This is a genomic window from Cupriavidus sp. FW306-1B-F12B (genome assembly GCF_058781795.1).
Genome location: NZ_JBYSXC010000001.1, coordinates 237,959 through 264,174, shown reverse-complemented (window position 1 = coordinate 264,174; position 26,216 = coordinate 237,959). Strand labels below are relative to the sequence as shown.

The following is a 26,216-nucleotide window of genomic DNA, read 5'->3' as shown; positions in this document are numbered from 1 at the left end:
CTTACTCCTTGGCCGGCGTCTGCGCGTCCGGCGCGGCCTTCGAAAACACGCGGCTGGCGAGCAGGTCAGACGCCGTGATGGTGGTCAGGGTATGGTCGTCGACGACCGTGCCGGCATCGTCCAGCAGGCGCGAGGCATGGCGCAGCCGCGCGCGGTCCAGCGCATTGCGCACGCTGCGGGCATTGGCAAAGTGCGGCTGTGCCATGCGCCGGGCCAGGTAGTCGGCAAACACGGCCCGGCTTTCGTCGTCGAAGCGGTATTGCATCTCGGACAGCATCAGGTCGGCGATCTGGCGCAGTTCGTCGAGCTGGTAGTCGGGGAAATCGACATGGTGGGCAACGCGCGAGGACATGCCCGGGTTGGACTCGAAGAAACGGTCCATGCGGTCCTTGTAGCCGGCCAGGATCACCACCAGGTCGTCGCGGTTGTTCTCCATCACCTGCAGCAGGATCTCGATGGCTTCCTGCCCGTAGTCGCGCTCGTTCTCCGGGCGATAGAGGTAGTAGGCCTCGTCGATGAAGAGCACCCCGCCCATGGCCTTCTTCAGGATCTCCTTGGTCTTGGGCGCGGTGTGGCCGATGTACTGGCCGACCAGGTCGTCGCGGGTCACCGCCACCAGGTGGCCGCGGCGCACGTAGCCCAGCTGGTGCAGGATCTGCGCCATGCGCATGGCCACGGTGGTCTTGCCGGTGCCGGGATTGCCGGTGAAGCACATATGCAGGCTGGGCGCACCGGCGCTGAAGCCGCGCGCGGCGCGCAGCTTGTCCACCAGCAGCAAGGCGGCGATATCGCGGATGCGCGCTTTCACCGGCTTCAGCCCGATCAGCTCGCGGTCAAGCTGGGCCAGCAGCTCGGTGATGCCCGAGCTGGCCAGCGACTCGGCCAGCGATCCGGCCGGAGCGGCTGGCGGCTGCAGCGGTGCGGTCGTTTCAGGTGCGGACATGGCAGGCTCCGTGAGGATCATTCGAGCATCCGGCTCGAAAGATTCGAGGCGCAGCTCCCCCGGTGCGCGGCCTTGCGGCGGCGCAACCGTGGGATTGCACAGTCAGGAAATCGCCGGCGGCAGCGCCATGGCGGCGCTGCGCCGGCTCAGCCGGTGCCGCTCAGTAGCGGCTGCCCTCGGGGCGTGCCTGCACGGCGTAGCTCTCGATCGAGTAGCGCATGGTGCGGCCGGGCTCTTCCTGGCGCACCAGGCGGAAGCCGGGCTCGTCCGCAGGACGGTTGACGATGAACGACATCACCACCGACTCCACCGTATGCGTCGAGTCGAAGGCCGTGACGCGGATGTAGTGGTTGGGGAAGGTGCTGCGCGCGTTGTTGATCTCCAGCAGGATGCCGGCGGCATCGCGCAGGTCGAACATCGGCAGGCCGAACATCTCCCAGTAGGTATTGCGCGGATGCGGGTCGTCGGTGTACTCGATGCCGACCGCCCAGCCCTGGTTCAGGCAGTATTCAAGCTGGCTGGTGATCTGCGCGTCGGTGAGGTCGGGCAGGAAGGAGAAAGTGCCTTGAGTAATACGCATGATGTCCTCTCGTTCTTTGGGTTCGCTCGTCGTGCTGTGATGGCGTCTCGCCGGGCTCAGGCCACCGACGCGGTGGGCGCGAAGTCCGAGGTGTCGGTCGGCGTGTAGTTGAAGCTGATGTCGCCCCAGGTATCGAGCGCAGCCCGCAGCGGTCCGCACCAGCGCGCGGCATCGCGCAGGATCTCCGGCCCTTCGTTGAGGATGTCGCGGCCTTCGTTGCGCGCCAGCACCATCGCTTCGAGCGCAACGCGGTTGGCGGTGGCGCCGGCCTGGATACCCTGCGGGTGGCCGATGGTGCCGCCGCCGAACTGCAGCACCACGTCGTCGCCAAAGAGGTGGATCAGCTGGTGCATCTGGCCGGCGTGGATGCCGCCCGAGGCCACCGGCATCACCTTGCGCAGCGAAGCCCAGTCCTGGTCAAAGAACAGCCCGCGCGACAGGTCGGTATGGGTGTAGGCATCGCGGCAGACGTTGTAGTAGCCCTGCACGGTCAGCGGATCGCCTTCCAGCTTGCCCACCGCGGTGCCGGTGTGCATGTGGTCGACACCGGCCAGGCGCAGCCATTTGGCAATCACGCGGAACGACACGCCGTGGTTCTTCTGCCGGGTGTAGGTGCCATGGCCCGCGCGGTGCAGGTGCAGGATCATGTCGTTCTGGCGGCACCAGTTGCTCATGGACTGGATACAGGTCCAGCCGACGATCAGGTCGATCATGATGATGACCGAGCCCAGCGACTTGGCGAACTCGGCACGCCGGTACATCTCTTCCATGGTGCCGGCGGTCACGTTGAGGTAGCTGCCCTTGACCTCGCCGGTGGCGGCCGAGGCCTTGTTGACCGCGTCCATCACGAACAGGAAGCGGTCGCGCCAGTGCATGAAGGGCTGCGAGTTGATGTTCTCGTCATCCTTCATGAAGTCCAGCCCGCCCTTCAGGCCCTCGTACACCACGCGGCCGTAGTTGCGGCCCGACAGGCCCAGCTTGGGCTTGGTAGTGGCGCCCAGCAGCGGGCGGCCGAACTTGTCCAGGCGCTCGCGCTCGACGATGATGCCGGTGGACGGGCCAGCGAAGGTCTTCACATAGGCCACCGGGAAGCGCATGTCCTCCAGGCGCGCCGCCTTGATCGGCTTGAAGCTGAAGACGTTGCCGATGATCGACGCGGTCAGGTTGGCGATCGAGCCTTCCTCGAACAGCGACAGGTCATAGGCCACGTAGCAGAAGAACTGCTCGGGGTTGTTGGGCACCGGATCGACCCGGTAGGCCTTGGCGCGGTACATGTCGCAGGCGGTCAGGCGGTCGGTCCACACCACCGTCCAGGTGGCGGTGGAGGATTCGCCGGCCACCGCGGCGGCGGCCTCGACCGGATCCACGCCGTCCTGCGGCGTGATGCGGAACAGCGCCAGCAGGTCGGTATCCTTGGGCTCGTAGTCGCCGTCCCAGTACCCCATTTCCTTGTACTTCATGACGCCGGCGTCGTAGCGCTTGCGCGGCTTGGCTTGGACCGATTCAGGTGCGTTCATGCTTGTCTCCTTGCGTGGTTGAGCGTCTTGGCTGCTGCGTTGATGCAAAGATATAAGCCCACCCACATAAGGTAAATTCAGATATTCTTAGCCCCTGTATAAGCAATCCCTTAAGTGCGGATCAAACTGCACATCACGGGACCATCCAAAGCCGCCCCCAACCGCCCATGTCGTCCTTCCTGCGCGCCCTCACCCTTCGCCAGTTGCAGATCTTCGTCACCGTGGCCAGGCACGCCAGCTTCGTGCGCGCGGCCGAGGAACTGCACCTGACCCAGCCTGCGGTCTCGATGCAGGTCAAGCAGCTTGAATCCGTGGTCGGCATGGCGCTGTTCGAGCGGGTCAAGGGGCAGCTCACGCTGACCGAGCCCGGCGACCGCCTGCTGCACCATGCGTCCCGGATCCTCGGCGAGGTCAAGGACGCCGAGGAAGGCTTGCAGGCGGTCAAGGACGTCGAGCAGGGCTCGATCACGATCGGGCTGATCAGCACGTCGAAGTACTTCGCCCCCAAGTTGCTGGCCGGCTTTACGGCTCTACATCCGGGCGTGGACCTGCGCATCGCCGAAGGGAACCGCGAGACGCTGCTGCGGCTATTGCAGGACAACGCCATCGACCTCGCGCTGATGGGCCGCCCGCCGCGCGAACTGGATGCGGTGTCGGAACCCATCGCCGCGCATCCGCACGTGCTGGTGGCCTCGCCGCGGCACCCGCTACACGATGCAAAGGGGTTCGACCTGCAGGAACTGCGTCACGAGACCTTCCTGCTGCGCGAACCGGGTTCCGGCACCCGCACCGTGGCGGAGTACATGTTCCGGGACCACCTGTTCACGCCGGCCAAGGTGATCACCCTGGGCAGCAACGAGACCATCAAGCAGGCCGTGATGGCCGGCATGGGCATCAGCCTGTTGTCGCTGCACACGCTGGGACTGGAGCTGCGCACCGGCGAGATCGCGCTGCTGGACGTGGCCGGCACGCCGATCGAGCGCATCTGGCATGTCGCGCACATGTCCAGCAAGCGCTTGTCGCCGGCCAGCGAGAGCTGCCGCGCCTATCTGCTGGAGCACACGGCGGAGTTTCTGGGGAAGGAATATGGGGGGCTGATGCCGGGGCGGCGGGTGGCGTGAGGTGGTCCCCGCCGGATTTTCCGCATTGCCCTCGAATAACGCCGACGGGACCTCAGGGTAAGCCAGTCGACATTGATGGAGCTATGCGCCAGACCTGAACGTGGCGTTATTCAGGTCTGGCGGCAAGCAATGGCGCTTCAGAACTTCAGATAGCCGTTCAACCAGACCGCCGAAAGCAACCACCAGCTGCGGGCATTGTCCCGGCAGATAACGTCTCGGTCCGGCACTGATCGCTACTCAATCCACCGCTTGATGGCATCGGCCATGACGTTCGCCGAAATTCCATAGCGATCGTGCAATGTGGGCAGCGCCCCGGCATCCAGGAACGCATCCGGCAATCCCACCTGCCGAAACGGCACAGGGATGCCAGCTTGCATCAGCGTCGTCGCGACCGCTTCCCCGAGGCCGCCGATTACGGTGTGATTCTCGGCGACCACCACCAGGCGCCCTTTTCGCCTGGCCTCGCGCAGGATGGTCTCGGTGTCCAGCGGCTTGATCGTCGGCACGTGCAGCACCGCCACGCCGATGCGGTCGGCCTCCAGCGCCCTGGCCACCTCCAGCGCGCGCATGGTCATGATGCCCGACGAGATCACCAGCACTTCGGCGCCGTCGCGCAGCAGCTTGGCCTTGCCCAGCTCGAACTTGTAGTCGTACTCGTCAAGCACGACCGGGACATTGCCGCGCAGCAGGCGCGCGTACACCGGGCCGTTGTGGGCGGCAATGGCCGGCACCATCTGCTCGATGTCGATGGCATCGCACGGGTCGATCACGGTCATGTTGGGCATGGCGCGCATCAGCGCCAGGTCTTCCGCGGCCTGGTGGCTGGGGCCGTAGCCGGTGGTCAGGCCGGGCAACGCGCAGACGATCTTCACGTCGAGGTTGTCCTCGGCGATGGCCTGGTGCATGAAATCATAGGCGCGCCGCGTCGCAAACACTGCATAGGTGGTGACGAAGGGCTGCGCGCCCTCATGGGCGAAGCCGGCGGCGGCGCCCATCAGCAGCTGCTCGGCCATGCCCATCTGGTAATAGCGCTCCGGGAAGGCCTGGGCAAAGAGATGCAAGTCGGTGTATTTGCCCAGGTCGGCCGTCATGCCGATCACGTCCTGCTTGTGCCGGCCCAGTTCTACCAGCGCGTGGCCGAACGGCGCCGATCTGGTCGCCTGTCCTTCCCCGGCGATGGAGGCGATCATCGCCGAGGTCTTCAGCTTCGGCTTGGCGTTGGTGGTTGCGTTGGTCTTGCTCATGCTTGTCTCCCGGCTTCCAGGGCCTGCAGTGCGAGTTGCCATTCGTGGGCATCCACGCGGATAAAGTGGTTCTTCTCGCGCTGTTCGAGAAACGGCACGCCGCATCCCATGCGCGTATCGCAGATGATCATGCGCGGCTGCGCGCCGCGGTGCTCGCGCGCCGCGCGCAAGGCAGCGGCCACGGCGTCGATGTCGTTGGCGTCCACGCGCTGGGTGAACCAGCCGAAGGCTTCCAGCTTGGGGACCAGGGGCTCGAACGCCATGATCTGGGTGGAGGGCCCGTCAGCCTGCTGGTTGTTGACATCGACCACGGCGATCAGGTTGTCCAGCTTCCAGTGGGCGGCGGACAGAATGCCTTCCCAGATCGCACCTTCATCCAGCTCGCCGTCAGAGAACAGGGTGTAGACGAAATTGTCCGAGCCCTTGCGCTTAAGCCCCAGGCAGCGGCCCACCGCAATGGTCAGGCCCTGCCCCAGCGAGCCGCCGGACATCTCCATGCCGGGCGTGTAGCTGGCCATGCCCGACATCGGCAGGCGGCTGTCGTCGCTGCCGTACGTCTCCAGCTCTTCGGCAGGCAGGATGCCGGCTTCCAGCAGCGCTGCGTACAGCGCGATGGCGTAATGGCCGTTGGACAGCAGGAAGCGATCGCGCCCTTCCCATTCGGGGTCTTCGGGGCGGTAGCGCATGGCGTCGAAGTAAGCCACGGCGAGCACGTCGGCGATGTCGAGTGCCTGGCCGATGTAGCCCTGGCCCTGCACTTCGCCCATCAGCAAGGCGTTGCGGCGGATGCGGTAAGCGCGTTCCCGCAAGGACACGGCCTTGTCGGTGGTTTGGTGTTGCATGGTGTCTCCTGCAAGCAATGGATCGGAATTCAGGGAAAGGGGTATCAGCGGTTCACGCTCCTGGCCGGGACCAGGAACACCAGCATGGCGCCGAACACCACGGTGGCCGAGATAAACACCAGCCCGGCGGTGGACTTGCCGGTCAGGTCGTTGAGCCAGCCCACGATGGCGGGCGAGAAGAAACCGGCCAGGTTGGCGACGCAGTTGACTGCGGCAATCCCGGCTGCGGCGGACATGCCGCCCAGCAGCGCGGTAGGCAACGCCCAGAACTGCGAGGACGAGGCCAGGATGCCGGCCGCGGCGATGCACAGGCACACCAGCGATGCGCTGACACTGCCCAGCATCGGCAGGATGGCGAACCCGGCGGCGGCAGTGACCATCGGCACGATCAGGTGGAAGCGGCGCTCGCGGCGGCGGTCGGCGCTCATGCCGACCAGCGGCAGCGCCACGATGGCGCACAGGTACGGCAGCGCGGTGTAGATGCCCACCCACAGCGGATCGGCCACGCCGGCCTTGCGAATGATGGTGGGCAGCCAGAAGGTCAGGCCGTACTGGCCCAGCACCACGCAGAAGTAGATCCCGGCCATCAGCCACAGCCGACGGTCGCTCATGAAGGACCGGATCGACATGTGTTCCATCTTCTGCGCGTTGTCGCCTCCGATATTGCGCCTAAGCAGCGCCTTCTCGGCGTCGGTGAGCCAGTGCGCCTGGTCGATGCCGTTGTCCAGATAGAACAGGATGGCCACGCCCAGGAACAGCGACGGCAGCGCCTCGATCAGGAACAGCCATTTCCAGCCGGCCAGGTCGCCCACGCCGTGGAAGGCATGCATGATGTAGCCCGACAGCGGCCCGCCCACGATGCCCGCCAGCGGGATCGCCATGAAGAACAGGGACAAGGCCTTGGCGCGGCGCTCCGACGGGAACCAGTAGGTCATGTACAGGATCACGCCAGGCGCAAAACCGGCTTCGGCCACGCCCAGCAGAAAGCGCAACACGTAGAACTGGGTCGGCGTGGTGACAAAGGCAAAGCAGGCCGAGATCACCGCCCAGGTCAGCATAATGCGCGCCAGCCAGCGCTTGGCACCGACCTTGTGGAGGATGACGTTGCTCGGCACTTCAAAGATGAAATAGCCAAGGAAGAAGATGCCGGCGCCCAGGCCGTAGATGGTCTCGCTGAACCGCAGGTCGCTGAGCATCTGCAGCTTGGCAAAGCCGACATTGACCCGGTCCAGGTAGGCGCCCAGGTAGCACAGCATCAGGAACGGGATCAGCCGCTTCACCACCTTGGCGTAGGTGCGGGTCTCGAAGGTGGCGGAATCGGCGTGCAGCGTCGCTTCGCCGCCCATGGGCGAAGCCGCGTATTTGGTCTTCATCGGTTGTCTCCTGCCTGGTGGCGCCGCCCCGCGGTGCACCGGCTGTCAGATGTTCCGCCTCTGCGGGCGGCTTGAATTCAGTCCACTGAATCAGTGAAATCGGTCGGTGCCTGCCATGTCAATGACTAGTGGATCAGCATGCCCCCGTTGACGTCGAGCGTGATGCCGGTCAGGTAGGCGGACATGTCGCTGGCCAGGTACACGCAGGCATTGGCCACGTCGGCGGCATTGCCCAGGCGGCCCAGCGGGATGCCCTTGATGATGTCGGCGCGCATCTCGGGGGTGAGCTTGTCGCCGGTGATATCGGTCTGGATCAGGCCCGGCGTGATCGCGTTGACGCGGATGCCGTCCGGCCCGAACTCGCGTGCCATGGCGCGCGCCAGCCCCAGCACGCCGGCCTTGGCGGCGCTGTAGTGCGGACCGCCGAAGATGCCTCCGCCGCGCTGCGCGGACACCGACGACATGCAGACGATGCTTCCGCGCTTCTGTTCGCGCATCTGCGGCAGCACGGCCTGCGACATGTACAGGGTGCCGCGCAGGTTCACGTCCAGCACGGCGTCGTAGTTGGCGGCCTGGATATCCAGCGTGCGCACTGGCTGGGTGATGCCGGCATTGTTGACGAGCGCATCGATGCGCCCATAGCGCTGCAGCACGGCCTGGACCGCGCGCTCGCAGGCGGCCTTGTCCGTCACATCGCAGGCCAGCCCGAGATGCTGGTCGCCCAGCTCGCCGGCGGCGGCCTGGGCATCTTCCAGGCGGAGGTCCAGGATGACCACGGCGGCGCCCTGGGCGGCGAACGCCTTGGCGGTGGCTTTGCCGATGCCGCGTGGGGAGGCGGCCCCCGTGATGATGACTACATTGTTCTCGACCAGCATCTTTGTCTCCTTTGACATTGGATTTGATGGGTCGAGTTTTGCCCCTGGCGGCGTTCCGATCAACGCGGTCTGCCTCAGGTATTGCTGAGAAATTTTCAGGGAATGGCGGGAGGCGCTTCAGGTCAGGCGCCGCTGGCGGCACTTTCCTGCCCCGCATTGTCGCCTGTGGCCCTCAGCCCGGCGCCGGCAGCTGGCGCTCCATCCAGGCCAGGAAGCGCGCCACGCGCGGCAGGTCGGCGTTCTGCGCGGGATAGACGAGATGGTGACTGCCAACCTCGATGGCATGGGAGTCGTCGAACACGGGTACAAGGGAACCCTTACCGATCAGAACCGACGCCAGCAGCGTGCTTTCCAGCGCCACCCCAAGCCCCAGTGCCGCTGTCTCGAGCGACATATACGAGCGGTCGAAGGTGAAATCGAACGTCTTGTGGGCGGCCGGGATGCCGAATCTGGCAAACCATTGCTGCCATTGGACCAGCGGGGTCTCCGAATAGATGAGGCGGTGCGCGAGCAAATCGGCCGGTGACGTTATCGGATGCTTTTCAAGGTAGGCCGGCGAGGCGAGCGGCGCTATGGTTTCCCGGCGCAGGGTTTTGACCTGGATATCGCGCCAATGTGCGTAACCGTGGCGGATGTCCACATCGTAGTACCCGCTCGTAAAAGAAACGTCCTCATAGGAGCAGGACAGATTCAACTGGATATCGCCATTGTCTGCCTGGAACGATTCCAGTCGCGGCAACAGCCACATCAGCCCGAAGCTGGGGCTCGAATGGACCCGGAGGATCTCGACGTTCGCCGGGCTGGAAGCACGCTCGGTCGCGCGATTCAGGTCAGCAAGCACACCCGTGATGTCCCTGAGGTACTGCTCACCCACAGGGGTCAGGACCAGTCCACGTCCCTGCCGGAAGAAGAGGGCCTGGCCGAGCGCATCCTCCAGATTGCCGATCTGGTGGCTGACAGCGGATGCCGTCAAGCCCAATTCCTCCGATGCCCGGCTGACGCTCTTTGTTCTGGCAACGCTCTCGAAGGCGATGATTGCCTTCACCGGTGGAATCCGCATGGCTGGGGGAATGGCTGGTGGATCGGGCCAGAATTGCCCAGTCCGATCCCGGTCATGAACATTCGGGAATTCTACTTCGACTCGATGTAGAGGCATCACCGAAACAACGGTGATCGGGCGTTGCAACCTGAAACTCGCTAATGGTGGCCGCATCACGCGGCCAAGTTCACGCGTTTAGGAGCTCGCAATGCAAAAACGAACCACGTCGAAACATGAAACCATGCTGGCCGCCAATCCAGCAGACTGCCTCGAATCGCTCGAGCACATCAGCCCCAGCCTTAGTTGCGTCCTGTCCCTGCTGGAAGTGGAAAGCGAACGTTCCGAGGCATGCCACGGCATTCACTGCCTGGTGGTCATGATCAAGTTGAAGCTTGATCGGACTGCTGCGGAGCATTTCCCCTTGGACTGAGGCGGATGTCTGGCGCGGCCGCTACGAGGGCAGCCTTGATGGCGATTGGTCATACTGGAGAATGAAGGATAACCGCGGCTTCGGCTGCGGCTATTTACTTTGAACGCCTGATACAAGGTTGGGGCTGGCTGGACCGTCGCTTGTCGGTTGCGGATTCAACCGGCCAACCTTGTTATTGCCTTACATCATTGGCAGCTGCCGCACCGACTTGCCGGTGAGCTGGGCGACGGCATGTGCCACGGCCGGCCCGATCGGCGGCACGGCAATTTCACCGACGCCGCTGGGCTCAGCCGTGCTGGGCACGATGTGGGTTTCGATCACCGGTGCCTCAGCCATCTTCAGCATCGGATAGTCGGGGAAGTTGCTCTGCACGACCTGCCCGTCCTTGATCTGGACCTGGCCGTACAGCGCCGCAGTCAGCCCGAAGATAATCCCGCTTTCCATCTGCTGCGCAACGATGTCCGGATTCACCACCGTGCCGCAGTCCACGGCGCAGACAACGCGATGCACGCGCGGCTTTCCGTCCTTGAGCGACACCTCTGCCACCTGTGCCACCACCGAGCCGAACGAGTTGTGCAGCGCGAGCCCGCGCGCACGCGGCGCGCCGTCCGCAGCCGGTGCCAGCGGCTGGTTCCAACCTGCCGCCTGCGCTAAGGTGTCGAGCACCTTCAGCTCACGCGGGTGCGCCTTGAGCAAGTCGCGCCGCATCGCTAGCGGATCGAGTCTGGCGGCCGCTGCCACGTCGTTCAGAAAACCTTCCAGGAAGAAGCCGTTGCAGGAGTGACCGACGCTGCGCCAGAATCCGATCGGTACCGGCAAATCGACCACCACGTGCGCAATGTGCTCGTGCTCGATCTCGTATGGCAGGTCGAACAGGCCCTCGGCGGTATAGCGGTCGATGCCGAGCGACGGCGCGCCAAACAGGCGCTCCAGCTCGCCGGCCAGGATCGACTGTCCGGCACTGCGCGAGGCGATGGCCGTCACCCTGCCATTCTCGACGCGCGCCTTCAGCCGTGCGATGGCCTGCGGACGATAGAAGTCGTGGCGAATGTCGTCCTCACGCGACCAGATCACCTGTACCGGGCGGCCCTCGGTCCTGGTGGCGATCGACACGGCCTGGCCGATGAAATCCGACTCCAGTCGCCGTCCGAAGCCGCCGCCAATGAGCGGGATGTCGATATGCACCTGGTCCCGGCTCACACCTGCCGTGCGCGCCGCGACCAGTTGCGCAAGCGTTGCCACCTGGGTGGGCGCCCAGAGTTGCACGCGATCCCTGGTCACCCGCGCTGTGCAGTTGATCGGCTCCATGGCGGCATGCGCCAGGTACGGCACACTGTATTCGGCCTCGACGATGGTTGCGCCGCCCGTCTTGTCAAAGGCCTTCAGGCCATCGCCCATCGAACGGTACGTGAAACCGCCCTTGTCGCTGTCGAGCGCGCTGACGAGCTGCTGCCGGATGCCGGCGGAATCGAGCGTGGCATGCGGCCCGTTGTCCCAGACCGGTTCGAGCGTCGCCAGGGCCTGCCGTGCCTGCCAGTAGTGGTCGGCCACCACGGCCACGCCCGGTGCGCCGCCTGCCGAGCCCTCGAACGGCACGACATAGCGCACGCCGGCCATGGCAAGCGCCGCCTTCGACTGGAAGGTCTTGAGTTTGCCGCCAAACACCGGGCACATGACGACCGCCGCGTACAACATGCCGGGCGGCCGCGCATCGATGGCAAAGCGTGCGCTGCCATCCGTCTTGCTGGCGATGTCGTTGCGCGGTGCAGGCTTGCCAATCAGCTGGTATTGCGAAGCCGGCTTGAGTGTGACGTTCGATGGCGGCGCAATGTCGCGCGCCTTCCGCGCGACCGCGGAGAAAGGCATCTGCTTGCCGCCCGGGCCAATGAGCTGGCCTTCCCGCACCGTCACCTGTGCCGCCTGCACGCCCCATTCGCGCGCAGCAGCTTCCACCAAGGCGGTGCGCGCGGTCGCGGCGGCCTCGCGCACTGGCTGCCAGCCGTCGGCCACGCTGCTGCTGGCGCCGGTGATGATAAGGCCGATCTCTCGCGCGCTCTTGGCCATGATCCAGTGCAGCGCGCGCGCCCAGGTCTTGTCGGCATCGTCAGGATGCAGCGGCAGCGAGCTGTCGCCCATGGTGACGACATTGCCATAGATTCGTTCAATGGGCGACGACTCGATGCTCACCCTTGCCAGCGGAATATCGAGTTCCTCGGCAGCCAGCATCGACAGCGCGGTGTGGATGCCCTGCCCCATCTCCACTCGCGGCATGGCGAGGATGACATTGTCTTCCGGCGTGATCTTGATCCAGCCGTTCAGGGCAATCTGGCCGGTCGCTTCAGGAAACGCCGCAGGATCGCCAAGCCGGCTGCGAGGGGGCATCACGCCCCAGCCGACCACCAGCGCACCGCCAAGCCCTAGCGCCCCAAGCAGAAACCGGCGCCGTCCGCGGCGCGGGGTGGTTGCCTTGGCGCTCATGCGCGCCCCTCGCGCAGCGCCTTCGCTGCACGCATGATGGCGGTACGCACGCGCGGATACGTGCCGCAGCGGCACAGGTTGGTGATGGCGGCATCGATGTCGGCATCACTCGGGTCTGGCTGTCGGGCCAGCAGGTCCGCCGCCGCCATCAGCATGCCTGACTGGCAGTAGCCGCATTGCGGCACCTGTTCGTCAATCCAGGCCTGCTGCAGCGCGTGGCGCTGGCCCGGCGCGTCGGCCAGCCCTTCGATCGTGGTGATGCGCTTGCCGGCCACCGCCGCGACGGGCAAGACGCAGGACCGCACCGCCGCGCCATCCAGATGCACGGTACACGCGCCGCAAGCCGCGACGCCGCAGCCAAACTTCGTGCCCGTCAGGTTCAAATGGTCCCGCAGCACCCACAGCAAGGGGGTGGCCGGATCGCAATCGACGCTGACCGGCTGGCGGTTGACGTCCAGATTCATGTGTTATCTCCTTGCCCTTACCGAAATTCATGCTGGCTTGTCACGTATGCCAGGCGCTTTGGCCGCGCTGTGCACAGACCATGCCAGCCAGTGCCTGAGGCAAGCCGATTAACGGCCGGCAGCCAGCACTTTAAGGTTAAACTCAACTTGAAGGTCAAGCATCCAGATGCGGATAGTTCAGATTGGACTCATTCCGATCACCTTGTGGATCCCAACGCGGATACTGAAGGGATCGGGACCGAAGTAGACCGACTCATTGGGAGACACGTGCGCCAGTGGTTTCCGGCGCTGCCCAGCACGTTCCGGCATCAGCTCGCTGCGGGGCGACGGGTCTTGCCCCGAACTGGCACGACGGCCCCTTCTTCGCGGAGGCGGTCCAGCACCCACTTCGTCCTGTCAGAGCACGGCATATCCGCAGGCCGGTTTTCGATGTTTCGGATGGCGGCGAGCAAATGGGTCTTGTTTTGTTTGAGGCGCTTCTGCATGTCCTCGATTTCTGCGACTTTCCGCTTGAGGGCATCCAGTAGCTCATCGTGCTGCCAGTTCCCCGAACCGAGCGGTAGCAGATGGCGGATCTGATCGAGCGAGAACCCCGCGCTCTGCGCGCTGGCGATGATTTCCAGAATCCATACCGCCTCCGGCGGGTAGTCGCGATAGCCATTCGCCTGGCGCTCGACCGCCAGGATCAATCCGGCCGCCTCGTAAAAGCGAATGCGGGAGGCCGTCAGACCGCTGAGCCTAGCCAGTTCTCCAATTCTCATACGGCACCTAAGAAAGCATTGACATTAAGGTTCACTTTAATCCTACAGTGAATCTCGGCCCGGCAAGGCAGGCCGACCTGGCTAGCGTGGTGGCCCCGGCCACATTCCCTCCCCCTCATCTACCTATCTGGAAAGGAGCAGGACTCGACCTCCGCGCAGCAAATATCAGCGCGCACATCGCCGATTGCAGGCTTATGCATTACACAGGAGAAGCAAAAATGGCATACGTGACAACAAAGGATGGCGTTGAGATCTTCTACAAGGACTGGGGTCCACGTGACGCACAGGTTATCTTCTTTCATCACGGTTGGCCGCTCAGCGCTGACGACTGGGATGCCCAGATGCTTTTTTTTCTGGCGCACGGCTATCGGGTTGTCGCCCATGACCGTCGCGGCCATGGACGATCCAGCCAGGTCTGGGACGGCCATGACATGGACCACTATGCCGATGATGTTGCGGCAGTCGTAAACCACCTCGGCGTGCAGAAGGCAGTCCATGTCGGGCATTCCACGGGCGGTGGCGAGGTCATTCATTACGTCGCGCGTCATGGGGAGGACCGCGTCGCCAAGGCGGTACTCATCAGCGCCGTTCCGCCGCTGATGGTGAAGACCGAGAGCAATCCGGGAGGTCTCCCCAAGGATGTCTTCGATGGCCTCCAGGCCCAGCTCGCGGCAAATCGTGCACAGTTTTATTACGACATCCCCGCGGGCCCTTTCTACGGCTATAACCGCCCTGACGCGAAACCGTCGGAAGGCGTCATCTGGAATTGGTGGCGGCAGGGAATGATGGGCAGCGCCAAGGCCCACTATGACGGCATCGTCGCCTTCTCGCAGACCGACTTCACCGAAGACCTGAAGAGCGCAACGATTCCCGTTCTGGTGATGCATGGCGACGACGATCAGATTGTCCCTTATGCAAACTCGGGGCTCTTGTCGGCAAAGCTGCTCAGGAACGGCACCCTGAAGACCTATCCGGGTTTTCCACACGGGATGCCAACTTCGAACGCCGAAACGATTAACGCCGATCTCCTCGCGTTCGTGCGAGGCTAACAGCCACAGGTGCCGGACGAATAGCTTTCTGGCACCTGGCTGTCCCCTCGCGATGCCATTCAGGTCGCTCGAGCGCGCGGCAGTGAAGAAGAAGGAAATCGCAGTCCTGCTCGCCACGTTTTGTGGCGAGCCTTTTTCGTTTAACAGGTCCCGTCAGCCTAAAAAATGCCACGGACTGCAATTGCCGCCGTTCGGCGTCCATGTCTCGCTGCCATGCATGGCGCCACTCATACATCACCTCACAAAGGGTCTTGACATTAAAGTTGACTTCAACCTTAAAGTCGAGCCACGATCAAACGAGGTGACCCCATGAACGTGTTCGACAAGTTGATTCTTCGTAACGGTTCAAGTGTTCCGAACCGAATCGCCAAAGCCGCCATGGAAGAGAACATGGCGGACGCTGACCACGCGCCCTCGGAGGAACTGATGAGCCTGTACAGGGCTTGGGCAGAGGGGGGTGCCGGCCTGCTGATTACGGGCAATGTGATGGTGGACAGCCGTGCCATGACGGGGCCAGGCGGCGTCGTGCTGGAAGACGCCAGGCATCTGGACCGGTTCAAGCGCTGGGCGCAGGTCGGGCGATCCAAGGGAGCGCAGTTCTGGCTGCAGATCGACCATCCCGGCCGCCAGATGCCTGCCAACCTGGGGCAACCCACCTGGGCCCCCTCTGCCGTGCCAATGAACCTGGGCAACATGTCCAAGCACTTCAACACGCAGCAGGCGATGACGCGGGAGGTCATCGAGGACGTGATCCGGCGTTTTGCCCGCACGGCGCAGCTGGGGGAACAAGCGGGTTTCACTGGCGTCGAGATTCACGCGGCGCACGGCTATCTGCTGAGCCAGTTTCTCTCGCCTTTGAGCAACCAGAGAACGGATGCGTGGGGTGGCCCGCTGGAGAACCGCGCTCGCCTGCTCTTTGAGATCGTCAAGGCCGTACGCGCCGTGGTTTCGCCCGGCTTCGCGGTTGCTGTCAAGCTGAACTCTGCCGACTTCCAGCGTGGTGGCTTCAGCGAGGATGACGCCCGCCAGGTTGTGAAGATGCTCAACGAGCTGGCCGTTGACCTGGTCGAGTTGTCGGGAGGCAGCTACGAGGCCCCGGCCATGCAGGGTGAAGCCCGCGACGGCCGCACGCTCGCCCGCGAGGCCTACTTTGCAGAGTTCGCTCGCGACCTCCGCGCAGTGGCGAAGATGCCAGTGATGGTCACAGGCGGCATTCGCCGTCGGCCGGTGGCCGAGCAAGTGGTCAAGAGCGGCGTGGACATGGTTGGCATCGGTACTGCCCTGGCCATCGACCCCAATCTGCCGCGCGATTGGCGTGCCGGCAAAGACAGTGCGCCTGCGTTGCTCCCGATCCGCTGGAACAACAAGCCGCTGGCCTCGTTGGCCAACATGGCGGCAGTCAAGTTTCAACTGCGCAACCTTAGCCGAGGCAAGGCCACTGATCCCAAGGTCTCACCGCTGCGTGCGCTGATCCTGCAGCAGATGTCCAACGCCTGCCGCGTCCGTCGATACCGGCGCTGGGTGGGGCAGCGCGCCCATGGCTGACCAGACAACTCCGCAAGCTGATGTCGAGACCTTTCGGACCCCGTGCATCCATGAACTCACTGCTGAAGAACTTGCTCACCTTCGCGAAGACGTTCTTGCTAGCGCTTCCCGTGCTGGCGAGAGCAGGGATTTCCGTGACGCCCCGGACCTCAAGCGCCTGGCCGAGGCGATCTACCAGCAGGGAGGCATCGTTTCAGCGGTCTGCCACGGCAATGCAGCACTGGTTCAACTTCAGGGGGCAGATGGCAAGCCGCTCATCAGTGGTCGGCGCGTCACGGGCTTCTCCAACTTCGAGGAACAACTGTCGGGCATTCGGGATCAAGTCCCGTTCTATCTGCAAGACGCCATGGGAGCTGCTGGGGGGAAATACGAGAAGGCGTTTCTGCCCTTCACCTCCCATGTCGTCACCGACGGACGTCTCGTCACGGGGCAGAACCCTCAGTCGAGCAAGGCTGTAGCGAGGCAGGTGCTGGCGCTACTGCAGCCGCAGGCCGAGACTGAAGCCAAGTAGGTTATTCATCCCTACATGCCGCTTTCATGTGAAAAATGAAAATCGCGGAAAACCGCTTGACCTTCAAGTCAAGTTCGACCTTGGGATGCTCCTCAGCATCAATAGCGCCCGACCTGAAAATGGACTCCTGACTCAGCCCTGGAAAATGTTCTGGATAAAGGAAAATCGATTTCCACCACTCGAATGAGAAAAATTTCGCCAGGCAGATGTCTGGGCCCGCAGGCTATTCCAACTTAAACATCAAAGTATCGTCATATGAAAATCAGAAATCTTGCGGCTGCAGCAGGTGTAATCCTGAGCGTCCTCTTGAATCCTTCATGGGCCGATGGCACATCGAAAACTATGCAGACTGAAAGCACAACCATCAACCTCGCAGGACATGAGGTTCCCGTGGTCAGAGGCGGGCTGTATGACCGCTATCGCTCGAATCCTCCGCTTTCCGTCATTCAGCAGGAGGCTCCAGACGTTGACTTGAGCTGGTTCAAGGATCTCAAGAAGGAGAAGGTAGATATTGGCTTTGAATCCTACTCGCCAAACTTCTACTACAAGAACAGCAGGGTGACGGCCATCTTCACCGCCGAATTGGACAAGCTGCGGGAACTGATGCCTGCTCAAGTCCTGGAGAGGGTTCAACCCCTTCAGGTCTGGCCGGGCAGAGGCCTCATCGCACTCACCGCCTACTCGTATGGCTATTGCGACAACGACAGCTACAACGAGATTGGTCTTTCCGTCATCACAAATCGGCCGGGTAGCTCCAATCTTGGACCGCTTACCCTGGTGAGCCAGGCGATGTCGAACGATTTCTGGGGCTACGTACTGAAGCTTCCGGTAAATACCGAACTCGCCAGGGTACGGGGTGTGGTGGGCTACAACCTACCCAAATGGCTGACCGGCATAAACTACCGCGAAACCGACAAATCGGTTGTCGTCGAGATTCTTGACAGCGAAACGGGCAAGGTCGATGTCACCCTTGAAACCAAGAAGCTGGGCGACCTTTCGAGCAAGACCTCCATGGTCACGAACAGCTTTACAAATGTCGATCAGAATGGGCGATTGACTACTGGTTATGCGATTTCCCGTCAGCTTAGTCACACCTCCAGTACAAATGCGGAGTCGGTGAACCTCACGCTTACCGAGGGGAGCTTGTCGACGTACATTAAGGCGCTGAAGCTGGGGAAGATGATGAAATACGAGTACGTGCCAGAATTCCAAAGCGCGCTGTATTCCCCCAAGCCGCTGTGATCCTTCTGTCGTTGAGTCGACGCCGGTAGCCCCAACCGCCCAGGAGGGTTAGCCTCAGTGCGACATGAAGACTGGCAAGCCTGACTGGCGCAGCAGGGCGCGGGTGGTGCCACCCAGCACCAGCTCCCTCAGCCGGGAGCGGCCATAGCCGCCCGCGACCAGCAGGCCGGCCTGAACCTTGGCCGCAAGTTGTGGCAGCACGTGGTCGGGATCGCCCTCTCCGACCAGCAGACTGGCGTGGATGCCATGGCTGAGCAGCCACGCTGTCAGCCGATCCGCGCTGTCACGATAGGCCGCTTTCTCACCGGCAGCGCTGTGCTTGCCAGCACTGACCACCAGGACGGTAACGGCGCTGGCATGCACAAGCCACGGCAGTGCGTCCGCGACCGCGCGCGCGGCCTCCCGGCCGCCGTTCCAGGCGATGGCGACATGGCCGCCAAGTCGCGGGCCGGACGCGCCCGGCACCAGCAGGATGGGCCGGCCTGCATTGAGCATCGCGTACTCCGCGACCCCGGCCAGCAGAGCCGGCACATCGGCCTGCGCCGAGGGCGCTGCGGGCAGGATGAGATCGGCGAAGCGGCCCTCGTCGGCAAGCGCCCAGCCAGACTCGGCTTCGACAACGATGTGCCGGGTGGGAATGGCCGGCGACACTTGCCCGGTCAGCGTTTCGAGTGCGTTCCTGTGAGCCGCAGCCAGCTTGTGTAAATGGTTCGCGGCAAGCACGCCGTATTGCCCGGCTTCTTCGCCCGCCCCACGAAACGGCTCCAGGTGCGTTCCTGTTGCCGTCAGTCCGACCACGCTGCCGCCGGACTTTTCGGCAAGCCGTGCTGCCGTTTCAATGCGTGCGGACCGTGCAGCATCTTCGCTCAGGTCGACAAGGATGGTTCTGAAGTCCATGACGTGATTCCACTCTTTGGTTTGACCTTGCATCATCGTGAAAACAGCACCGGTGCGGTCATTGAGTCAAGCAGCGTACGCGTGACACCGCCCAGCACCAGTTCCCGCATGCGACCGTGTCCGTAGGCACCCATCACAATCAGGTCGGCATCGAAATCCGCCGCGCGCGAAAGGATGAGTTCGCCGATGGTCAGGTCAGCCCCACCAGGACCGTGTTCGATTTCCACGGCGACGCCGTGGCGCTCCAGCACGCGTGCGGCGTGGCCGACCGGGGTGGCGTCGGCTCTTGCCTCCTTGGCCGCGGTCTGTGCGCAAAGAATGCGCGCCTGCGCGCCGGCCATCAGCGGCACGGCGTCGTGAAGCGCCCGCGCCGCCTCGCGGCTGCCATTCCACGCCACGATCACGCGCGTACCCAGCGTTGGAAACGTGCCCGCGCACGGCACCACGAGCGTCGGTCGGCCGGTCTCCAGCAGCAGCGATTCCAGCAGTTGCCGGGCCACCGGCCCTTCGGTATTGCCGGGGTCGTACTGGCCGGCAACGACCAGGCCGGCCTCGCGGGCCTCGCGCAGCACCGATGCCACCGTCCCCTGCTCCGCGGCGCGCCACTCCGCGCGCACCGGCATGGCCTGGGTTGCAGCCAGAAACTGCGCGCGGACGTCTTCCCTGACCTGCTTGCGCCGGGCCAGATCGTCCGCGACATATTGCTGCGCGCCTTCCATGAGGTAGAACCAGGCAGGATCGGGAATGAAACCGGCGTACATGCCGATCAGCCGGCACTGGCTGGCCGCCGCAAGTCGCCCCGCCACTTCGAGCCGCTGCCGTGCCTGCGGATTGCTGTCCAGATGCACCAGGATGCTGTCGTAAGCCATGATCGCCCTCACCCTCAACTACAGACCAGTCTAGGCAGCAAGGCCGAGCGGCGCTTGACCCGGATCAACGGGCCAGCATGCGGCGACATGGCTCAAGTTCGTCCTCATGTGCGGTGGAGGCTACTGCGAACAAAGGTATGAAAACCCGTCAAGCCATGCGGCCATCACTTCTGTCTGCGGTCAATTTCTCGCGGCGCCTGCCCCTTCGGGTTGACCTATATCAAGCGCTTATCGAGGCCGGCGCCTACGCTGAATGCAGCGCATCGCAACGTCGAACACACCCTTGCCCTTCAGGAGATCCATCATGTACCAGCGCATCCTGCTCGCCGTCGATGGCAGCCGTTCTTCCGACCTGGCACTGAGCCAGGCCATCATCATCGCCAAGGCAACCGGGGCCGAGGTCAAGGCGTTGTTCGTGGTAGACGACAGCGATGTGTTCTTCGAGGCCAGTTACTTCAACCCCAAGGAACTGGTCGACAACATCACCGCGCACGGCCGCAAGGCGCTGGATGCCGCCTCAGCCAGGCTCAGCGAAGCAGGCGTGCGCAATTCGGTGAAACTGGATGAAAAGCCGGTGGCGCCCGGCCGGATCTCGTTGACCATTGTCACCGAAGCCGATGCGTGGAATGCCGACCTGATCGTGCTTGGCACCCACGGCCGCCGCGGCGTCCGGCGCCTGCTGATGGGCAGCGTGTCGGAAGGCGTGCTTGCCAAGACCAGCAAGCCTGTGCTCCTGGTCCGCAGCGAAGTCGAAGGTTAGGCGCGCCATGCCCCACCAAACCATGCGTGCGATGGTCTTCGAGGGCGCAGGCCTGCCGCTGCGCCTCCACCACTTGCCGGTTCCCGAACCGGGGCCCGGCGAACTTCGCATTGCAGTGGGGGCTTGCGGGGTGTGCCGGACCGACCTGCATATCGCCGACGGCGACCTGCGCCATCCCAAGCCGGTGCTCATCCCGGGACATGAAATCGTCGGACGGGTGGATTTGTGCGGCGCCGGTGTCACCGCCTTCAAGCCGGGCGACCGCGTCGGTGTGCCCTGGCTCGGACATAGCTGTGGCCATTGTCGCTACTGCCTGCGTCATCACGAGAATCTTTGCGACGCACCGTTGTTCACCGGCTATACCCGCGATGGCGGCTATGCGGAGTACGTTGTTGCCGACAGCGGCTATTGTTTCCGGATTCCGCCCGGCTACGATGACGAACACGCCGCACCACTACTCTGCGCCGGCCTGATCGGCTACCGGACGCTGCGCATGGCGGGCGCAGCCAGCCATGCGCAGCGCGTCGGCATCTACGGCTTTGGCGCCGCCGCCCACCTGGTGACGCAGATCGCGGTGGCGCAAGGCCGCGAAGTCTACGCCTTCACCCGCACGGGCGACGCAGGCGCCCAGCAACTCGCCTATCAATCCGGCGCGTGCTGGGCCGGCGCGAGCGACCTCGAGTCGCCCGTGCCGCTGGACGCCGCGCTGATTTTCGCCCCGGTGGGCGCGCTGGTGCCCAAGGCGCTGCGCGCCGTGGACAAGGGTGGCATCGTGGTCTGCGGCGGAATTCATATGAGCGATATCCCAAGCATGCCTTACCAGCTGCTTTGGGAAGAAAGGCGCCTGTGTTCCGTAGCCAACCTCACGCGTGCCGACGGCTTCGCGCTGATGGATATCGCCGCCCGGACCCCGCTGCATACGCACACCACCGCGTATCCGCTGGAGCAGGCCAACGAAGCACTGGCCGACCTGCGCGAGGGCCGGCTTACCGGCGCCGTCGTCCTGAAACTCCGTCAATAGATCCCTGGCAGATAGTTCGATGAGCCGTTACCAGACACGTTTTCAGGCACGTGAGCATGCGGGCTCAGAGCTCGCCTGGGCGTTGCGCGCGTATCGGGGAACCGGTGCCCTGGTGCTGGCGATTCCGCGCGGCGGCGTGCCGGTCGGGCGCGTCGTGGCCGACGCACTGGGCGCTGACTTCGACCTGGTGATGGCGCGCAGGATCGTTCCTGGCGTAGCACTGGACGACTCTGGCGCGACATGGTGCACGGACGCAATGGACGCAAGTGGCGGCGCCGACAGCCAGCGTGATGCCCAGTTCGACCAGCTTCGCAGGCAGCGCGCCGTGTATACGCCGGTTCGCAAGCCGGCGGATCCGGGCGGTCGCGTGGTGATCGTCGTGGATGACGGCCTGGTGAGCGGCGCAACGATGTATGCGGCCCTCGCCAGCCTGCGCAAGCGGCACCCTGCCCGGCTCATATGCGCGCTCCCGATCGCCACCCCAGCCGGGCTGGACCGGGTCCGCGCGCTTGCCGACGAAGTCATTTGCCTGGATACCCCGGACCGCATCGAGAACCTCTCGCACTTCTATCATGAGTTCCAGCTGGTCAGCGACGACCGCGTCCGGCAGTTAACAGGGATACCGCCAGCGCAACCCCAGACCCACGCCCGGCCAGGTGCGGTGGCGGGCGTGCCGTCGTTGAGCAAGGCGATGCTGATTCCGTATCAGACCACTCGGCTGCGGGCCATGCTCGAAACGGCGCCGAACCCGGCCGGCGTCGCGGTGATGGTGTATGCCGGTGGCGCGCAACGCCGTGCAGCCCGAAGCCATTACCTGGCACGCAAGCTGCGCGCGAAAGGATTCGCCACCATGCTCGTGGACCTGCAGCCTGACAGCCGCGTCGACGACGCACCGGAATCGGAGGTCGATGAGCTGGTGGCAAGACTGGACCAGACTTTGAGCTTCCTGCGTACCGGGACGCCCTGCGCAAGCTTGCCTGTGGGCCTGCTAAGTACCGGCACCGCAGCGGCGGCAGCCCTGCGCTCGGCCGCGTGCGGCGCGACGCAACTCAGCGCCGTAGCCTGTGTTGCGGGGCGGCTGGATCTCGCGGCCAGCGCAACCCTGCGGCAGCTTGAAATCCCTGCCTTGCTGATCTGTGCCAGCGGCAATCCGAAAGACATCCAGATCAACAATCTTGCATTCGAACAGATGCATTGTCCGCGGCAACTGAGGCTCATCCCGACCAGCGGCCGCGGATTTGAAGACCGCAGGGCCCTGGAAGACATCGCGGCACTCACGATAGGCTGGTTCGAGCGGCACCTTGCGCCCCCATCTTGTCCCCGGCTGGGTTACGGCGGATGACCTGGCGGGTTGCTCCGGGCTGTGCCTGATGCGTGAGGCTCAGCCTCAAAGACCGGGCAACAATCTCGGGACCAATAACGGTCAGCCCGTCCTTTGGCATGGGGCGAAAGCCGGCGCGGATCTCGATACTGCAGCGCCCTTACTCCACCCGCAGCATCCGCGCCTGTATCGCCGCTGCAAGTTCCATCAGTGGCTTGGCCAGCGCCGCCTCGACAGCACCGGCATCCTGGTGCGTGGATACGCTGACGTTCAGTACATGGACGGCATATTCGTCAAATCGCAATGGTGTTGCCATGGCCACAACCTGAGGCTGCCATGACGCCACGCAGTAGCCTTTCTCATGCACGGAAGACACCGCGGCATCGATTTCGCGTCGCAGCTCCCCCCAGCCGCGGCCGCGGTTCTTGTCGGCCATGGCCCTCATCATCGCGTTGAACGCCTCAGGTGCCAGCGTTGCGAGGTGCGCGCGGCCGAGAGAGGTCAGCGCCATCGGGATGCGCTGCCCGCTCACCACCGTGCGCAGTGACTGGCGCCGGTTGTAGCGGAACGACTCCAGGTAGATCATCTCGTCTCCCTCGGCGACCGCCAGTCCGACATTGATCTTGTGCCGCATGGCAACCTCGGCCATCATCGGCGCCGCGACCCTGAGAACCTGCGAGCCGTCGCGCATGGCATGCGCCATGCTGAGGACCGGCACACCCAGCCGGTAGGCCCGGCACTGCGGGACATACTCGAGCATGCCGGTCTCAATCAGCGACTGCGTCAGGCGGCTGACGGTCGAGCGGGACAAGCCGGTGCGCTCGGCAATCTCGCTGTTGCCGAGCATGGACGCGCCGGCGCGGAAGGCGCGCAGTACGGCAATGCCACGTTCGAGCGAGCGGTTGGGCGTCGCCTTGCCTTGGCCTGGTTTGATCCGTTCGATATTGACGGTGCTGTTTGGCATGACAGGGGATCACTGCGCACCAGTGACCGTTCTGGAAAGCGGCGTCCGGTGCATGCATTTGCTGGGTTGCACCCGCCGCAGGCAATGCTACTCGATGCCGATCTCCTTGTCCTTCACCGCTTGTGTTCGTCATGCCGGTGACCGCGTTGGCGCCGGGGCGCCGCTGCTCAGCCAAACAGGCTGACCACCGGCTCCGTCTCGACGTGCCAGATCTTCTGCGCCAGCCGGCGCGCGCCATCGGCGCCTATCACCGGCGCTGCCAGTTCGATCAGCTTGCCGTCGAGGTCGGCGTCGGACAGCGGGTCCTCCGGATCGCCCTTGCGATTTGGCTGCAAGTAGTCTGCCGTGGCCCCGTCCAGGGTTTCGATCTCAATCCTTGCCGCGCGCTTGCCAGGAAACCAGCCGTCGATTTCAGGGTCGACCTCGACAGTCATGCAGTCCATCAGCCGGCGCGTCTCGCTGTCCCACAACCGTTCCGGCGTGTAGGCCGACAAGCGCACGCTGCCATGCACCAGGGCGGCGGCGACGATGAACTTGAGGCTGAACTTGGCTTCGTTCTCGCTTCTGGGGTCGAGATAGCAGGCGATATCCAGCGCCGGACGATACGTGGCGACGCGGATGCGACGGATCTGGGCGGTGTCGATGCCCAGCTTCGCTTTCAGCGCCAGCGCGCCGTCGATTGCAGCAAAGGTATGGCCGCAGCCAACGTGGTTCTTGAAGGTCAGCCGGCAAATATGGAAGTCTTGCCCAAGCGTCGATGCCAGCCCGTTCCAGTCAGGGCCGTCCGACATCGCGCGCCCCATGCCGGTCTCACCGTCGAGCACATCGAGCGAACCGGTGATGCCGGCGATGGCGGCGCGGGCGGCCAGCAATCCGGCCTCCGCTGCGCGGCCTGCGTGCAGCGGCTTGGACATCGAGTCCATGCGGAACGCCTGCTGCAGCCCGGCTGCGAAAGTCGCCGCGGTCGCCAGCGCGTGGGCAAGCTGCTCCTCGTTCGCGCCATGGATGAACGCCGCGGCGGCCGCAGCGCCGAAGGTGCCGACAGTCGCGGTGCTGTGCCAGAAGCGATAGTGCGCCCGGCCCAGCACGACGCCGATGCGCGTTGAGACCTCATAGCCGACGACGATGCCCTTGAGCAGCGTTTCGCCGCTGGCGCCCGCGTCCTGTGCCGCAGCAATGGCGGCGGCAATGGTGGCGGCGCCTGGGTGATACATGGCATCACGGAAACTGTCGTCGATCTCGGCAGCGTGGGCGGCAGCGCCATTGAGCAGCGCCGCGGCGCGCGCCGTGGCGCGTCGCCCCATTGGCAGGGTGGCATTGCCGCGGCCAAGCTCTTCTTCCAGCACGCGCTGCAGGCGCTGGACCGCATCGGTGCCGATGCCCGGGAACAGCGCCGCATGCCAGTCGACCAGCGCGCGCTTCGCATGATGCAGCACCTCGGCTGGCAGCGGTCCTGCCTTGATGGCGCTGAAGAAAGGCCCAAAGACCTCGGTTGCATTCAAGATAGGTTCTCCTCAGCCGGCCTGCGCCGGCGTGTCGGGGAGCTGCTGCAGCCATGCCTGCAGCAGCCGGTTGACTTGTTGGTGGGCCTCATACTGGACCCAATGCCCGGCGCCCGGCACCACGCTGACACTGACTTCGGGCGCGTCGGCTGATGCGTGCCGCGAATCGCGGGCGATCCCGGCAATCGATTCGGGCGACATGGTTACATCCGTTTCGCCCCAGATCATCAATACCGGGCCGGGAAAGCGCGCCAGCGCCTGCTGCAATCCGCCCGCACGCGAGATCGACTTGCTATGGAAGCGGGTCGCACGACAGGCACGCGTGTGGATGGCCACGGCTTCGCTGTCGATGGCGGCCGGGTCGGCGAACATGAATGCCGCCAGATTGTCGCGCATCGCCGCGGCAAGCGCGTGCGGATCTTGGCAGCGGCGCCAGTCGACCAGCGCCCGCGTCATGCGGCGCGGACCGCCATGGCCGGCCGGCCCGAGCAACGCCAGGCGACCGACATCGATATCGCCAAGGCCCGCATGGGTCGCAAGGTGCGCCGCCACCAGCGCGCCGAAGGAAAAGCCCACCAGGTCGACACGGCCAGGCGATAGCTGGGCCAGCGAGCGGGCCAGGACCTCGACGAATCCCGGCAGGTCGGCGCGCGGCGCCGCACCTGAATCGCCAAAACCCGGCATGTCTGGCACCAGTAGCCGGCGGCTCCGGGACAACGGCCCGATATTGCGCATCCAGTGCTGCCAGTTGCCATGGCCGCCATGCAGCAGCACGCTCGCCGGGCCGTCGCCAAAGCTTCGCCAGATGATCTCGCACCCATCGACCGAGGTCACCAGGGCACCGTCGCGCTCGTTGCACATGCCAGGG

The 26,216-nt window shown here is 64.3% G+C and carries 25 protein-coding genes; 9 read left to right on the top strand and 16 right to left on the bottom strand.

Going from position 1 to position 26,216, the window contains the following annotated elements:
* Window position 1 precedes the first annotated feature (1 nt).
* The 3 genes from cbbX to AC3WLE_RS01135 form a co-directional block, all read right to left on the bottom strand.
* On the bottom strand, window positions 2–943 hold the full coding sequence (cbbX, locus tag AC3WLE_RS01145; protein WP_492317038.1) for a CbbX protein: 942 nt from the start codon (window positions 941–943) through the stop codon (window positions 2–4).
* 160 nt (window positions 944–1,103) lie between these two features.
* Complete coding sequence (locus AC3WLE_RS01140) at window positions 1,104–1,523, bottom strand: ribulose bisphosphate carboxylase small subunit (RefSeq protein WP_010809290.1); 420 nt, start codon at window positions 1,521–1,523, stop codon at window positions 1,104–1,106.
* Between the two features lie 56 nt (window positions 1,524–1,579).
* Entirely contained in the window at window positions 1,580–3,040 is a 1,461-nt protein-coding gene (locus tag AC3WLE_RS01135; protein ID WP_035826739.1) for a form I ribulose bisphosphate carboxylase large subunit, read from the bottom strand.
* A gap of 167 nt (window positions 3,041–3,207) precedes the next feature.
* On the opposite strand from AC3WLE_RS01135, the gene AC3WLE_RS01130 reads away from it, so the two are divergent.
* Window positions 3,208–4,161 (top strand): LysR family transcriptional regulator, encoded by a 954-nt coding sequence (locus AC3WLE_RS01130; protein ID WP_492317037.1) that lies wholly within the window; start codon window positions 3,208–3,210, stop codon window positions 4,159–4,161.
* Window positions 4,162–4,394: 233 nt separating this feature from the next.
* On the opposite strand, the gene AC3WLE_RS01125 is transcribed toward AC3WLE_RS01130, so the two are convergent.
* The 5 genes from AC3WLE_RS01125 to AC3WLE_RS01105 form a co-directional block, all read right to left on the bottom strand.
* Window positions 4,395–5,405 carry a transketolase family protein gene (locus tag AC3WLE_RS01125; protein ID WP_492351309.1) on the bottom strand — a complete coding sequence of 337 codons (1,011 nt, stop codon included), beginning with the start codon at window positions 5,403–5,405 and terminating at the stop codon, window positions 4,395–4,397.
* Window positions 5,402–6,247, bottom strand: coding sequence for a transketolase (locus AC3WLE_RS01120; protein WP_492355774.1), 846 nt, complete (start codon window positions 6,245–6,247; stop codon window positions 5,402–5,404). The genes AC3WLE_RS01125 and AC3WLE_RS01120 overlap by 4 nt, the downstream gene beginning before the upstream one ends.
* A 44-nt stretch (window positions 6,248–6,291) precedes the next feature.
* Window positions 6,292–7,620 (bottom strand): MFS transporter, encoded by a 1,329-nt coding sequence (locus AC3WLE_RS01115; protein WP_492355773.1) that lies wholly within the window; start codon window positions 7,618–7,620, stop codon window positions 6,292–6,294.
* Window positions 7,621–7,745: 125 nt separating this feature from the next.
* Window positions 7,746–8,495 (bottom strand): SDR family NAD(P)-dependent oxidoreductase, encoded by a 750-nt coding sequence (locus AC3WLE_RS01110; protein WP_492355772.1) that lies wholly within the window; start codon window positions 8,493–8,495, stop codon window positions 7,746–7,748.
* 172 nt (window positions 8,496–8,667) lie between these two features.
* A complete protein-coding gene (locus AC3WLE_RS01105) occupies window positions 8,668–9,555 on the bottom strand; it encodes a LysR substrate-binding domain-containing protein (RefSeq protein ID WP_492317180.1) in 888 nt (295 codons plus the stop codon).
* Window positions 9,556–9,742: 187 nt separating this feature from the next.
* On the opposite strand from AC3WLE_RS01105, the gene AC3WLE_RS01100 reads away from it, so the two are divergent.
* Complete coding sequence (locus AC3WLE_RS01100; RefSeq protein ID WP_492355771.1) at window positions 9,743–9,964, top strand: hypothetical protein; 222 nt, start codon at window positions 9,743–9,745, stop codon at window positions 9,962–9,964.
* 180 nt (window positions 9,965–10,144) lie between these two features.
* Here the strand turns inward: AC3WLE_RS01100 and AC3WLE_RS01095 are convergent, their stop codons facing one another.
* The 3 genes from AC3WLE_RS01095 to AC3WLE_RS01085 form a co-directional block, all read right to left on the bottom strand.
* Entirely contained in the window at window positions 10,145–12,442 is a 2,298-nt protein-coding gene (locus AC3WLE_RS01095; RefSeq protein ID WP_492355770.1) for a xanthine dehydrogenase family protein molybdopterin-binding subunit, read from the bottom strand.
* Window positions 12,439–12,906, bottom strand: a complete 468-nt coding sequence (locus AC3WLE_RS01090; RefSeq protein WP_492317030.1) for a (2Fe-2S)-binding protein — start codon at window positions 12,904–12,906, stop codon at window positions 12,439–12,441. The genes AC3WLE_RS01095 and AC3WLE_RS01090 overlap by 4 nt, the downstream gene beginning before the upstream one ends.
* Window positions 12,907–13,214: 308 nt before the next feature.
* Window positions 13,215–13,667: a MerR family transcriptional regulator gene (locus AC3WLE_RS01085; protein ID WP_114130898.1), complete on the bottom strand. Its 453-nt coding sequence runs from the start codon at window positions 13,665–13,667 to the stop codon at window positions 13,215–13,217.
* A gap of 218 nt (window positions 13,668–13,885) precedes the next feature.
* Here AC3WLE_RS01085 and AC3WLE_RS01080 point away from each other — a divergent pair, with 218 nt between their 5' ends.
* From AC3WLE_RS01080 to AC3WLE_RS01065, 4 genes are all read left to right on the top strand, one after another.
* A complete protein-coding gene (locus AC3WLE_RS01080) occupies window positions 13,886–14,716 on the top strand; it encodes an alpha/beta fold hydrolase (RefSeq protein WP_114130897.1) in 831 nt (276 codons plus the stop codon).
* A gap of 309 nt (window positions 14,717–15,025) precedes the next feature.
* Window positions 15,026–16,261 carry an NADH:flavin oxidoreductase/NADH oxidase family protein gene (locus AC3WLE_RS01075; protein WP_492355769.1) on the top strand — a complete coding sequence of 412 codons (1,236 nt, stop codon included), beginning with the start codon at window positions 15,026–15,028 and terminating at the stop codon, window positions 16,259–16,261.
* Complete coding sequence (locus tag AC3WLE_RS01070; RefSeq protein WP_492351303.1) at window positions 16,254–16,772, top strand: type 1 glutamine amidotransferase domain-containing protein; 519 nt, start codon at window positions 16,254–16,256, stop codon at window positions 16,770–16,772. Before AC3WLE_RS01075 ends, AC3WLE_RS01070 begins: the two co-directional genes overlap by 8 nt.
* 255 nt (window positions 16,773–17,027) lie before the next feature.
* Window positions 17,028–18,014 carry an acetoacetate decarboxylase (ADC) gene (locus AC3WLE_RS01065; RefSeq protein ID WP_492355768.1) on the top strand — a complete coding sequence of 329 codons (987 nt, stop codon included), beginning with the start codon at window positions 17,028–17,030 and terminating at the stop codon, window positions 18,012–18,014.
* A 54-nt stretch (window positions 18,015–18,068) separates the two neighbouring features.
* Here AC3WLE_RS01065 and AC3WLE_RS01060 read toward each other — a convergent pair whose 3' ends face one another.
* Both AC3WLE_RS01060 and AC3WLE_RS01055 read right to left on the bottom strand, forming a co-directional pair.
* A complete protein-coding gene (locus AC3WLE_RS01060) occupies window positions 18,069–18,911 on the bottom strand; it encodes a universal stress protein (RefSeq protein WP_492317026.1) in 843 nt (280 codons plus the stop codon).
* A 32-nt stretch (window positions 18,912–18,943) separates the two neighbouring features.
* Window positions 18,944–19,780: a universal stress protein gene (locus AC3WLE_RS01055; protein ID WP_492317025.1), complete on the bottom strand. Its 837-nt coding sequence runs from the start codon at window positions 19,778–19,780 to the stop codon at window positions 18,944–18,946.
* 304 nt (window positions 19,781–20,084) lie between these two features.
* Between AC3WLE_RS01055 and AC3WLE_RS01050 the strand changes: the two genes are divergently transcribed.
* The 3 genes from AC3WLE_RS01050 to AC3WLE_RS01040 are packed head-to-tail and all read left to right on the top strand — an operon-like array spanning window position 20,085 to window position 22,903.
* Complete coding sequence (locus AC3WLE_RS01050; RefSeq protein ID WP_010809284.1) at window positions 20,085–20,540, top strand: universal stress protein; 456 nt, start codon at window positions 20,085–20,087, stop codon at window positions 20,538–20,540.
* Between the two features lie 7 nt (window positions 20,541–20,547).
* Window positions 20,548–21,561 (top strand): zinc-dependent alcohol dehydrogenase family protein, encoded by a 1,014-nt coding sequence (locus tag AC3WLE_RS01045; RefSeq protein WP_492355767.1) that lies wholly within the window; start codon window positions 20,548–20,550, stop codon window positions 21,559–21,561.
* A 19-nt stretch (window positions 21,562–21,580) separates the two neighbouring features.
* Window positions 21,581–22,903, top strand: a complete 1,323-nt coding sequence (locus tag AC3WLE_RS01040; RefSeq protein WP_492351299.1) for a phosphoribosyltransferase — start codon at window positions 21,581–21,583, stop codon at window positions 22,901–22,903.
* Between the two features lie 139 nt (window positions 22,904–23,042).
* Here the strand turns inward: AC3WLE_RS01040 and AC3WLE_RS01035 are convergent, their stop codons facing one another.
* From AC3WLE_RS01035 to AC3WLE_RS01025, 3 genes are all read right to left on the bottom strand, one after another.
* The gene (locus AC3WLE_RS01035) at window positions 23,043–23,846 is read right to left on the bottom strand and encodes an IclR family transcriptional regulator (protein ID WP_492317022.1); all 804 of its coding nucleotides are present in this window, start codon (window positions 23,844–23,846) and stop codon (window positions 23,043–23,045) included.
* A 167-nt stretch (window positions 23,847–24,013) separates the two neighbouring features.
* Window positions 24,014–25,348, bottom strand: coding sequence for an MmgE/PrpD family protein (locus AC3WLE_RS01030; protein ID WP_492317021.1), 1,335 nt, complete (start codon window positions 25,346–25,348; stop codon window positions 24,014–24,016).
* A 12-nt stretch (window positions 25,349–25,360) separates the two neighbouring features.
* A complete protein-coding gene (locus AC3WLE_RS01025; protein WP_492355766.1) occupies window positions 25,361–26,209 on the bottom strand; it encodes an alpha/beta fold hydrolase in 849 nt (282 codons plus the stop codon).
* Between the last annotated feature and the right edge of the window lie 7 nt (window positions 26,210–26,216).

What these genes read in the sequence shown, in the direction of transcription:
- AC3WLE_RS01025 (WP_492355766.1), bottom strand. Translation starts at nt 26,209, where the DNA reads ATGTGCAACGAGCGCGACGGTGCCCTGGTGACCTCGGTCGATGGGTGC.
- AC3WLE_RS01065 (WP_492355768.1), top strand. Translation starts at nt 17,028, where the DNA reads ATGAAAATCAGAAATCTTGCGGCTGCAGCAGGTGTAATCCTGAGCGTC.
- cbbX (WP_492317038.1), bottom strand. Translation starts at nt 943, where the DNA reads ATGTCCGCACCTGAAACGACCGCACCGCTGCAGCCGCCAGCCGCTCCG.
- AC3WLE_RS01080 (WP_114130897.1), top strand. Translation starts at nt 13,886, where the DNA reads ATGGCATACGTGACAACAAAGGATGGCGTTGAGATCTTCTACAAGGAC.
- AC3WLE_RS01070 (WP_492351303.1), top strand. Translation starts at nt 16,254, where the DNA reads ATGGCTGACCAGACAACTCCGCAAGCTGATGTCGAGACCTTTCGGACC.
- AC3WLE_RS01125 (WP_492351309.1), bottom strand. Translation starts at nt 5,405, where the DNA reads ATGAGCAAGACCAACGCAACCACCAACGCCAAGCCGAAGCTGAAGACC.
- AC3WLE_RS01060 (WP_492317026.1), bottom strand. Translation starts at nt 18,911, where the DNA reads ATGGACTTCAGAACCATCCTTGTCGACCTGAGCGAAGATGCTGCACGG.
- AC3WLE_RS01050 (WP_010809284.1), top strand. Translation starts at nt 20,085, where the DNA reads ATGTACCAGCGCATCCTGCTCGCCGTCGATGGCAGCCGTTCTTCCGAC.
- AC3WLE_RS01040 (WP_492351299.1), top strand. Translation starts at nt 21,581, where the DNA reads ATGAGCCGTTACCAGACACGTTTTCAGGCACGTGAGCATGCGGGCTCA.
- AC3WLE_RS01130 (WP_492317037.1), top strand. Translation starts at nt 3,208, where the DNA reads ATGTCGTCCTTCCTGCGCGCCCTCACCCTTCGCCAGTTGCAGATCTTC.
- AC3WLE_RS01140 (WP_010809290.1), bottom strand. Translation starts at nt 1,523, where the DNA reads ATGCGTATTACTCAAGGCACTTTCTCCTTCCTGCCCGACCTCACCGAC.
- AC3WLE_RS01085 (WP_114130898.1), bottom strand. Translation starts at nt 13,667, where the DNA reads ATGAGAATTGGAGAACTGGCTAGGCTCAGCGGTCTGACGGCCTCCCGC.
- AC3WLE_RS01090 (WP_492317030.1), bottom strand. Translation starts at nt 12,906, where the DNA reads ATGAATCTGGACGTCAACCGCCAGCCGGTCAGCGTCGATTGCGATCCG.
- AC3WLE_RS01055 (WP_492317025.1), bottom strand. Translation starts at nt 19,780, where the DNA reads ATGGCTTACGACAGCATCCTGGTGCATCTGGACAGCAATCCGCAGGCA.
- AC3WLE_RS01110 (WP_492355772.1), bottom strand. Translation starts at nt 8,495, where the DNA reads ATGCTGGTCGAGAACAATGTAGTCATCATCACGGGGGCCGCCTCCCCA.
- AC3WLE_RS01120 (WP_492355774.1), bottom strand. Translation starts at nt 6,247, where the DNA reads ATGCAACACCAAACCACCGACAAGGCCGTGTCCTTGCGGGAACGCGCT.
- AC3WLE_RS01135 (WP_035826739.1), bottom strand. Translation starts at nt 3,040, where the DNA reads ATGAACGCACCTGAATCGGTCCAAGCCAAGCCGCGCAAGCGCTACGAC.
- AC3WLE_RS01105 (WP_492317180.1), bottom strand. Translation starts at nt 9,555, where the DNA reads ATGCGGATTCCACCGGTGAAGGCAATCATCGCCTTCGAGAGCGTTGCC.
- AC3WLE_RS01075 (WP_492355769.1), top strand. Translation starts at nt 15,026, where the DNA reads ATGAACGTGTTCGACAAGTTGATTCTTCGTAACGGTTCAAGTGTTCCG.
- AC3WLE_RS01035 (WP_492317022.1), bottom strand. Translation starts at nt 23,846, where the DNA reads ATGCCAAACAGCACCGTCAATATCGAACGGATCAAACCAGGCCAAGGC.
- AC3WLE_RS01115 (WP_492355773.1), bottom strand. Translation starts at nt 7,620, where the DNA reads ATGAAGACCAAATACGCGGCTTCGCCCATGGGCGGCGAAGCGACGCTG.
- AC3WLE_RS01100 (WP_492355771.1), top strand. Translation starts at nt 9,743, where the DNA reads ATGCAAAAACGAACCACGTCGAAACATGAAACCATGCTGGCCGCCAAT.
- AC3WLE_RS01045 (WP_492355767.1), top strand. Translation starts at nt 20,548, where the DNA reads ATGCCCCACCAAACCATGCGTGCGATGGTCTTCGAGGGCGCAGGCCTG.
- AC3WLE_RS01095 (WP_492355770.1), bottom strand. Translation starts at nt 12,442, where the DNA reads ATGAGCGCCAAGGCAACCACCCCGCGCCGCGGACGGCGCCGGTTTCTG.